The organism is Nocardia niwae NBRC 108934 = DSM 45340 (genome assembly GCF_001613465.1).
Taxonomy (GTDB): Bacteria; Actinomycetota; Actinomycetes; order Mycobacteriales; family Mycobacteriaceae; genus Nocardia; species Nocardia niwae.
The window spans coordinates 236,274-243,915 of sequence record NZ_BDCK01000027.1 but is presented as its reverse complement, the minus strand read 5'-3'; the positions used below and the strand labels follow the sequence as shown (position 1 = coordinate 243,915).

Annotated in this window: 8 protein-coding genes; 2 read left to right on the top strand and 6 right to left on the bottom strand. The window is 68.0% G+C overall.

From position 1 onward, the window contains the following. The 3 genes from ychF to NNI01S_RS34630 all read right to left on the bottom strand — a co-directional run. On the bottom strand, positions 1–1,055 hold a 1,055-nt coding region (ychF, locus tag NNI01S_RS19960; protein WP_063021597.1), incomplete at its 3' end, for a redox-regulated ATPase YchF. A gap of 90 nt (positions 1,056–1,145) precedes the next feature. Beyond that, the gene (locus NNI01S_RS19955; protein ID WP_063021596.1) at positions 1,146–2,069 is read right to left on the bottom strand and encodes a quinone oxidoreductase family protein; all 924 of its coding nucleotides are present in this window, start codon (positions 2,067–2,069) and stop codon (positions 1,146–1,148) included. Between the two features lie 439 nt (positions 2,070–2,508). Then, a complete protein-coding gene (locus tag NNI01S_RS34630; RefSeq protein ID WP_157114869.1) occupies positions 2,509–2,670 on the bottom strand; it encodes a hypothetical protein in 162 nt (53 codons plus the stop codon). A 171-nt stretch (positions 2,671–2,841) separates the two neighbouring features. On the opposite strand from NNI01S_RS34630, the gene NNI01S_RS19950 reads away from it, so the two are divergent. Next, complete coding sequence (locus NNI01S_RS19950) at positions 2,842–3,678, top strand: AraC family transcriptional regulator (protein ID WP_063021640.1); 837 nt, start codon at positions 2,842–2,844, stop codon at positions 3,676–3,678. Positions 3,679–3,688: 10 nt separating this feature from the next. Then, positions 3,689–4,105 (top strand): VOC family protein, encoded by a 417-nt coding sequence (locus NNI01S_RS19945; protein ID WP_063021595.1) that lies wholly within the window; start codon positions 3,689–3,691, stop codon positions 4,103–4,105. A gap of 206 nt (positions 4,106–4,311) precedes the next feature. On the opposite strand, the gene NNI01S_RS19940 is transcribed toward NNI01S_RS19945, so the two are convergent. The 3 genes from NNI01S_RS19940 to NNI01S_RS19930 form a co-directional block, all read right to left on the bottom strand. After that, positions 4,312–5,136, bottom strand: a complete 825-nt coding sequence (locus NNI01S_RS19940; protein ID WP_245676285.1) for a carbohydrate ABC transporter permease — start codon at positions 5,134–5,136, stop codon at positions 4,312–4,314. 80 nt (positions 5,137–5,216) lie between these two features. Continuing rightward, positions 5,217–6,092 (bottom strand): carbohydrate ABC transporter permease, encoded by an 876-nt coding sequence (locus NNI01S_RS19935; RefSeq protein WP_063021638.1) that lies wholly within the window; start codon positions 6,090–6,092, stop codon positions 5,217–5,219. 56 nt (positions 6,093–6,148) lie between these two features. After that, entirely contained in the window at positions 6,149–7,462 is a 1,314-nt protein-coding gene (locus NNI01S_RS19930; protein ID WP_063021637.1) for an ABC transporter substrate-binding protein, read from the bottom strand. Between the last annotated feature and the right edge of the window lie 180 nt (positions 7,463–7,642).

The window sequence follows — 7,642 nt, the reverse complement described above, 5'->3', positions numbered from 1 at the left end:
ACGTCGCCGTCGGTCATGACGTAGTCCTTGCCTTCCATGCGGACCTTGCCTGCGGCCTTGGCGGCGGCCATGGAGCCTGCTTCGACGAGGTCGTTGTAGGCGACGACTTCGGCCTTGATGAAGCCGCGTTCGAAGTCGGTGTGGATGACGCCGGCGGCCTTGGGGGCGGTGTCGCCCTGGTGGATGGTCCAGGCGCGGGCCTCCTTCGGGCCCGCGGTGAGGTAGGTCTGCAGGCCGAGGGTGTGGAAGCCGGCTCGGGCGAGGGCGTGCAGGCCGGGCTCGGTCTGGCCGATGGATTCGAGGAGTTCGGCGGCGGATTCCTCGTCGAGTTCGAGGAGTTCGGCTTCCACCTTGGCGTCGAGGAAGACGGAATCGGCCGGGGCGACGGAAGCTTTCAGCTCGGCGACCTTCGCCTCGTCGGTGAGCACCGATTCGTCGGCATTGAAGACGTAGAGGAACGGCTTGGTGGTGAGCAGCGAGAGTTCTTTCAGCAGCTCGGTGTCCACCTTGTCGGCCGCGGCGAACAGGGTGGTGCCGCCGTTGAGGATCTCCTGCGCGGTCTTGGCCGCGTCGGCGACCGGCTTGCGGTCCTTCTTGACCTTGGCTTCCTTCTCCAAACGCACGACCGCCTTCTCCAAGGTCTGCAGGTCGGCGAGGATGAGCTCGGTCTCGATCACCTCGATGTCGGCGCTGGGGTCGACGCGGCCGTCGACGTGCACCACGTCGTCGTCGGCGAACACTCGCACGACCTGGCAGATGGCGTCGGCCTCGCGGATGTTGGCGAGGAACTTGTTGCCCAGGCCCGCGCCCTCGGAAGCGCCTTTCACGATGCCCGCGATGTCGACGAACGAGACGGTGGCCGGCACGATCCGCTCGGAGGAGAAGATCTCCGCCAGCTTGTTCAGCCTCGGATCCGGCAGCGGCACCACGCCGACGTTCGGCTCGATGGTCGCGAACGGGTAGTTCGCCGCAAGCACGTCGTTCTTGGTCAACGCGTTGAACAGCGTCGACTTCCCGACGTTCGGCAGCCCGACAATTCCGAGGGTGAGACTCACGAGGAACAGAGTCTACGCGTCCCGCGAGTGGCACATGGTGGAGAGGTCTTCTCGACGTTTGCCGCAGCCATGTGCCACGCGCGGGATCCGTCAGGGGATGAGGATGACTTTGCCGAGATTGGCGCGGGTTTCGATGAGGGTGTGGGCGGCGGCGGCTTCGGTGAGGGGGAGTTCGGCGTGTACCGCGGGGTGTAGTTGGCCGGAGGCGAAGTATTGCCAGAGCTCTTGGCGCCAGTGTTCGTACACGTCGGGCTGGGTTTGCGCGATGCGGGCCATTTGGAAGCCGATGACGGACTTCGCCCCGACGAGCAGGTCGTATGCCTGGATGGTGCCGCCACCGGAGCTGTAGGCGACCAGGCGGCCGCCGGGGGCCAACGCCGCGAGCGCGGGAGAGAGAAGGTCGCCGCCGACCGCGTCGAGCACATAGTCGGCGGGAGCGCCCCAGGATTCCTGGCCGTACTCGACCACGTCGTCGGCGCCGAGTTTCTGCACGAACTCCGCCTTGGCGAGATCCGACACCGCGCCGACCACTCGGGCGGCGCCGCGCACCCGCGCCAACTGCACCGCGAGGTGGCCGACACCGCTCGCGGCGGCGGTGATCAGGGCGGACTCACCGTCCCGCGGAGCCGCGGCACTGAGCGCGCCGAGCGCCACCAAGCCGCTGCGCACCAGCGCGACGGCGTCGACCGCCGAAGCTCCATCGGGGATGGGCGACGCCATGGCCGCCGACAGCAGGGCGTAGTCGGCGTACCCGTGTCCGAATACGAGGCCGGTCACCCGGTAGCCGGGCGCGTAACGCTCGACGCCCTCCCCTACCGCGACCACCTCGCCGGCCACCTCGCCACCCAGCGCGATCGGTTCGCGCTGTTCACGCACCTTCCGCACCACCGGCAGGGTCACCCCGACCGCCTCGACGCGGACCAGCAGCTCACCCGGCCCTGGCGTCGGGACCTCGACCGAGACGAGCTCGAGCACCTCGGGACCACCGCTGCGCTCGTACTGCACCCGCCGCATCACACCTCCAGAAATCGTCAGGAGGCGCAACGGTAACCGCATAGCCGCCGGTGACGACAGTCAACTACACACTGTAGTGGTACATCTCACCGGCGGCCGGAAGCGGCGGAGAGCTCGGATCGACCTCGACGGGCACCCCTCGAAGTCACGCCGGTGATTGGGGCGGATGCCGCCTCCGACCCGGAGTAGCCGGTAGGCATCATGTCGAGCGCCATGAGCTGACGCACACAAAGACCTGAGCCAGCGCGACTTCGAGCCGGTCGGTCCAGTACCCCGACGTCGCGGTGCGTCTCCCTCGATTCGGCACCTGGTGATCGGGCACGTCGCTCCGGAAAGACTCGACACCGTGCGTCGACCGGGGACCGATCCGGCACCGATGCGCGCAGGGCAGCCGAACCCGGCCGATCCTGCCGCTGTGAGCATCCGCGACTGATCCGCGTCAGTGAGACTCCTCGCACGCGCCGAGACCGCGAGCCAGAGTCCGCGCCAGGGCGCACGCGAGTTCGTCCGGGGCCGGTGCGGCATCCGCACCCGAGTGGTAGTACCGCAGAAATGCCTGGTGGAAGCAGGTGCCGTCGAGCATGGCCGCCGCCGTGGTCACGTCCGCGCCGGAAGCGATGCGGCTAATGTGCTGTTCGGCATGCGCGTCACCCGCGACGAATCGGCCACCTGCTGCTCGACACGGCCGCGGACGAATCGGTGATCCAACACGTTGACGTCGCGAATTGATCGACCGAGGACACTGTCGGTCCCCCGGCGTAGCGTGGCGCACATGGAGCCGACCACGGAGGTGGTGACAGCGCGTCCAGCGCCCGTGCTCGCCGCGTTCATCGACCGCTACGTCGGATATCGCATGTCCGGATTCGCGGCGGCGATTCATCGCGGGTTGCCGTCGCGGCACATGACGTTCATCGTCGCGATCGGTCCCACGATCGACGTCGTCGAGCAGACCGATCCGCGCCAGTCGCCGCAGAACTACCGGTGCGTGCTGAGCGGCTTGCAGGCGAGCACGGCGTTGATCGCGCACGACGGTCACCAGGAGGGCGTCGCCGTGGCGCTCACGCCGCTGGGTTGCCGCACCTTGTTCGGCATGCCCGCGGCGGCGCTGTGGGATACGTCCGTCGAATTCTCCGATGTCGTCGGGCCCGTCGGCCTCGAGTTGTGGGAACGGTTGCAATACGCCCCGGCCTGGCCGGACCGATTCGCCACCTGCGACCAGGTGCTTTCGGCGCTCGCCGATCCGGATCGCTGGGTCGGTCCGGAACTCAGCTGGGCCTGGCGCAGCGTGGTCGGTTCCGGCGGCGGCATCGCGATCGGCCCACTGGCCGAGCAGATCGGCTGGAGCAGGCAGCATCTGACGCGCCGGTTCACTCGCGAGTTCGGTCTCAACCCGAAACTCGCCGCCCGGATCACCCGTTTCGAACGGGCACGCCGCATGCTCGCGCACACGCCCTCCTACGTCACCATCGCCCAGGTGGCCGCCACCTGCGGGTATTACGACCAGGCGCATCTGGATCGCGACTTCGCCGATCTCGCCGGAACGAGCCCGACCGCGTGGCTGGCCGAGGAGGTTCCATCCGTCCAAGCCCCCGACGTGGCCGCCGGATGACGATTCATCCATGACGAATCCGACAGAAACCAGCACCCGCACCGCCGTCTGGCCCACGCTCACCTTCCGCGATGCCCACGCCATGGCCACATTCCTGGTCGAGGCGTTCGGCTTCCGGGAGGCCGCGCTCTACGCACGCGAGGACGATCCGTCGATCATCGAGCACGCGGAACTGCGCTGGCCGCTGGGCGGCGGCGTCATGTTCGGCTCGGCAGGCAAGGACGACAGCCCGTTCAGCACCCGGCCGACCGGCACCGACTCGGTCTACCTGGTCTGCGAAGAGCCCGACGCCCTGTTCGCGCGCGCGACCGCCGCGGGCGCCGAAGTGGTTCGCGGCCTGCGGGACGAGGACTACGGCTCGCGCGGCTTCACGGTCCGCGATCCGGAAGGCAATCTGTGGAGCTTCGGCACTTACTGGGGCGCCTGATCGGCCCGAAGGTGATCCCGTCCCCACAACGCGGTGCCGCGGCCCGGCGACGACTTTCGCCCGGCCGCGGCACCGCACCGATGCGGCGAGGGAAGTTCGACAGTGCCCCGGCCCCGGCGAACATGAACTCAGCCGGTCAGCGACGTTCGCCGACCGTCACAAGAGTGCGGCGCGGCGCACGGAGCCGCCGACTCGAGCGCATGCGCTCAGCGCCCGCCGAGCCCTGACATCGCGATGCCGCGGATGAACGCGCGCTGGGCGATCGCGTAGATGAGCAGCAGCGGAACCAGGATGACGACCGCAGCGGCCATGAGGATCGGCCACTGGGTGTGGTATTGCCCTTGCAGCCGGACCAGACCCAGGGTCGCGGTGGCGACGTCCTCGCGCTGGATCATGACCAGGGGCCAGAGGAAGTCGTTCCACACGGTGATCCAGGTGAGCACGGCGAGCACCATCAGGGCCGGACGGGTGTGTGGCAGCAGGACCCGCCAGTAGACCTGCCAGGTGGAGCAGCCGTCGAGGATGGCGGCCTCCTCGAGTTCCTCGGGCAGTGTGCGGAAGAACTGCCGCATCAGATACGTGCCGAACGCGCTGCCGAACAGGCCGGGCACGATCATCGCCCACGGGGTGTCCACCCAGCCGAATGCCCGCATCAGCAGGAACTGCGGAATCACCGTCACGGTCAGCGGCACCATCAGTGTCGCGAGATAGGCGAGGAACAGCATGTCGCGCCCGCGAAAACGCAAGCGCGCGAACGCGTAACCGGCCAGTGAGCAGAAGAAGACCTGTCCCGCCGTCACGCACAGCGCGTAGATCGTGGTGTTGAGCAGCATCCGCCCCATCGGCAGCAGTTCGAAGACCTTGCCGTAGTTCGACCACTGCGGCCGCTGTGGAAGCAAGGCCGCGTCGGCGATCTCACCGTCCCGCTTCAGCGAGCCCGACACCGCCCACAGGATCGGCAGCAGCGCGCACCAGGCGATGCCGACCAGCACCGCGTATATCGCGGTCCCGCGCGCGACCCGCCGCACGATGGCCCGATCGACCCGGCCGAACGCGACGATCACGCGGTCGTGCCGTACCGGCAGGGCGCGCCGCACCACTTCATAGGTGTTCACTGTTCCACCTCCGAGCGCCGGGCCATCCGCAGTTGCACCAGAGTCAGCAGGAACAACATCGCGAAGATCACCCAGGCGAGCGCGGAAGCGTAGCCGACCTCGTAGAAACCGAACGCGTTCTGGAACAGCATGATCCCCAGCAGATACGTACCCGTCTCCGGTCCCCCGTTGCCGCCGGTCAGCGCGTAGGCCTGATCGAACGCCTGCACCGAATTGATGATCGTGATGATGAAGACGAACGACAGCGGCCCCCGGATCAGCGGCAGGGTGATCGCGGAGAACCGCCGCAGCGCGCCGGCTCCATCGATCTTCGCCGCCTCGTAGAGCGTCTCCGGCACCCCCTGCATGGCGGCGAGCAGAATGACCGTCGCGAACGGCACGCTCTTCCACACGGTGACGATGCTGAGCGAGACCAGCGCCCAGTCCGGATGGGTCAGCCAAGGCACCGGGTCGATACCGAGCAGGCCGAGCGCGACGTTGAGCAACCCGTCGTCGGTGAACAGGAACCGCCACACCACGGCCATGGCGACCGCCGAGGCGACCAGCGGCAGAAACGCGATCGTACGAAACAGGCCGATACCGGCCAACTTTCGATTCAGCGCGGCGGCGACGGCGAGTCCGATCACCACCGTGGGCACCAAGGTCGACACGGTGAAAACGGCCGTGTTGCGCACCGCGATGAGAAACAACGGATCGGACGAGAACAACCTCCGATAGTTGTCCACACCGACAAAACGCATGGGGCCGAACAAGTCCCACGAATGAAAACTGAGATAGAGCGAGAATATCAACGGAAACAACAAGAAAATCGCGACGGCCGCCACGTTGGGCGCGACGAATGCCCAGCCGGCGCGTTCCCGCCGCCGCGCCAACCGGGACGCGACGCCGCGCCGGTCTTTGCCCGGGGTTTGCGACCGCTGTGCTCCGGTCATGGCGCGTCCAGCAGCGCGTCGACGTCGGCGGCGAACCGCCCGTCCAGGGACGCGGCGGTGGCGGCGCCGCGCAGCACCCGGTTGGAGCCGCGTTCGAGCAGGGCGGACACCTTGCCCCAGGCGGGCGTCACCGGTAGCGGCCGGGAGCTGGCCGGGCCGTCGGTGAACACCTCGAGATTGCGGATCTCACGGTGTGCGGCGGCGAACCCCGGTGACCGCATCGCCGACTCGAGCACCGGCACGAACAGCCCGGACGCGGCGATGATCGCCTGCCCCACCGGCCCGGTCGCGAATTTCACGAACTCCCAGGCCTGCTCGACGCGCGGGCTGCCCGCGGCGATGGCCAGCCCGGTGCTGCCCACATCAGTGATGGCTCCGGGACCGCCGTGCGGGCCGACCGGCAGCACCGTGACGTCGATCGGGAGGTCGTCGTGCCCGGCGAACTCGGAATACAGCCAGTGCCCGCCCAAAGCCATCGCCGCCCGGCCCCGCCGGAACAGGTCGGGCGCCGAAACCGAGAGCGTGTCGGCGGCTTTCGGCGCCACCCGATGACGTACGGCGAGGTCGGCGTAGAACTGGAATCCTTCGGCGAACCGCGGATCGCCGAGATTGGTCCTGGTCGGGTTCACCGAGGGCGAGAACCACTCGGCGCCGTTGTTCATGCCGAAGCAGGCCGCCGAGAAGTACGGCACCCACGCGTCGGCGAAGCCCCACCGGGTCCGGCTGGAGGAGTCGTGCCTGGTCAACGCTTCGGCAGCGGACAGGAACTCGTCGAACGACCAGGCGTCACGCCAGCGCGTGGGCGGGACGATCCCGGCCTCGTCGAACAGCTCCCGGTTGTAGTACAGGAACACTCCGGACCACTGCTCGGGCAGAGCGTACTGCCCACCCGCGTACGCGAAGGTGTCGTAGAGCGCCGGGTAGCTGTCGGCTTCGAGCGCGGCGGCGTACTGCGGATCGCGGGCGAGCAGCGTCTTCAGATCGAGCAGCACACCGCGCTCGGCCAGCCCGGAATACAGCAGCTCCCACGCCATCAGCACGTCCGGGCATTTGCCGCCCGCGCAGTAGGTGAGCATCTGCTGCAACGGGTCCGGCCCCGACATGATGGCGCGAACCCGGATGTCCGGGTGCAACTTCCGGAATTCGTCGATGATCTTCAGCCGGACCCGGGCCTCTTCCGGCCTGGCCTGGAAGAAGAAGGTCAACGCGTCGTCACCGGAGCCGCAGCCGCCGCTCGCCAGCAGTGGCGCGGCCAGCGCCGACCCGAGCAGCGTCCGGCGACGGACCCGGGCGACGGGATTCGCACGCAACACAGCCCTCCTCCAGGGCGGATGTGGAGCTCCTCGAACCGCATGGCAGCATACGTTCGGCAATCACATGGTGACGGCCGACACATGAACAATATTTCACGGTGCCCGCCCGGCGTCCGGAATCGGCACGACGGCGCTCATCGATCGGATACGTTGTCACGTGTTTCAGCAAGATCCTGC

Coding starts and splice junctions, on each gene's coding strand:
- NNI01S_RS19950 (WP_063021640.1), top strand. CDS start 2,842: ATGGAGCCGACCACGGAGGTGGTGACAGCGCGTCCAGCGCCCGTGCTC.
- NNI01S_RS19955 (WP_063021596.1), bottom strand. CDS start 2,069: ATGCGGCGGGTGCAGTACGAGCGCAGCGGTGGTCCCGAGGTGCTCGAG.
- NNI01S_RS19945 (WP_063021595.1), top strand. CDS start 3,689: ATGACGAATCCGACAGAAACCAGCACCCGCACCGCCGTCTGGCCCACG.